This is a genomic window from Serratia sp. PL7 (assembly GCF_945957435.1).
This window is the reverse complement of sequence record NZ_CAMFLB010000113.1, coordinates 1-651: the sequence shown is the minus strand read 5'-3', so window position 1 is coordinate 651 and position 651 is coordinate 1. Positions and strand designations below refer to the sequence as shown.

At 50.5% G+C, this 651-nt stretch carries 1 protein-coding gene; it reads right to left on the bottom strand.

What is annotated here, in order from left to right; translation table 11 throughout:
* Positions 1–433 (bottom strand): IS6 family transposase (locus N6G83_RS54485; RefSeq protein ID WP_260524443.1); only part of this gene is annotated, 433 nt, incomplete at its 3' end.
* Between the last annotated feature and the right edge of the window lie 218 nt (positions 434–651).

The following is a 651-nucleotide window of genomic DNA, read 5'->3' as shown; positions in this document are numbered from 1 at the left end:
TGGTCAGCGCCGCCGTGTTGGCACCACTTTTATCTATAGTCACGGCCTCTGGTTCGCCGTGGTGGCGAATAGCCTTGCGCTGAGCTGCAACAGCATCCCGTTTAGCGGTCAGTAGAAAGTCGATGGTCTGGCCTGCGGTATCGACTGCCCGGTACAGATATTTCCACTGGCCTTTGATTTTGATATAGGTTTCATCCATTCGCCATCGACGCCCCACGGGACGTTTATGTCGGCGAAAGGCCTTAACCAGCAGCGGTACCAGACGGATGACCCAACGGTGCAATGTCGAGTGGTCAACGATAACGCCACGCTCTGCCATCATTTCCTCTAGGTTGCGCAAACTCAGTGAGTAAGCCAGGTACCAGCGGACACACAGGGCTATCACATCAATGGGATAATGCAGACGACTGAAGGCTTTTCGGATCAGAGACATAGTCAGGTAACATCGCAAAAAAAACAGTATCTTACCTAACGACGCCTTAATGCGACACAACCCTTTTTTTACGTCAGAGTTAAGTAATATGCCCCATGATCGCACAAATTAACCGGTAATCAGTGACGTTGAAGATCTCCGGGCTATCGCTGCAGGATCAGGAGTGTGGTGATCTGATCCTGACTACGGCCAAAAGTTCGATTTATTCAACAAAGCCG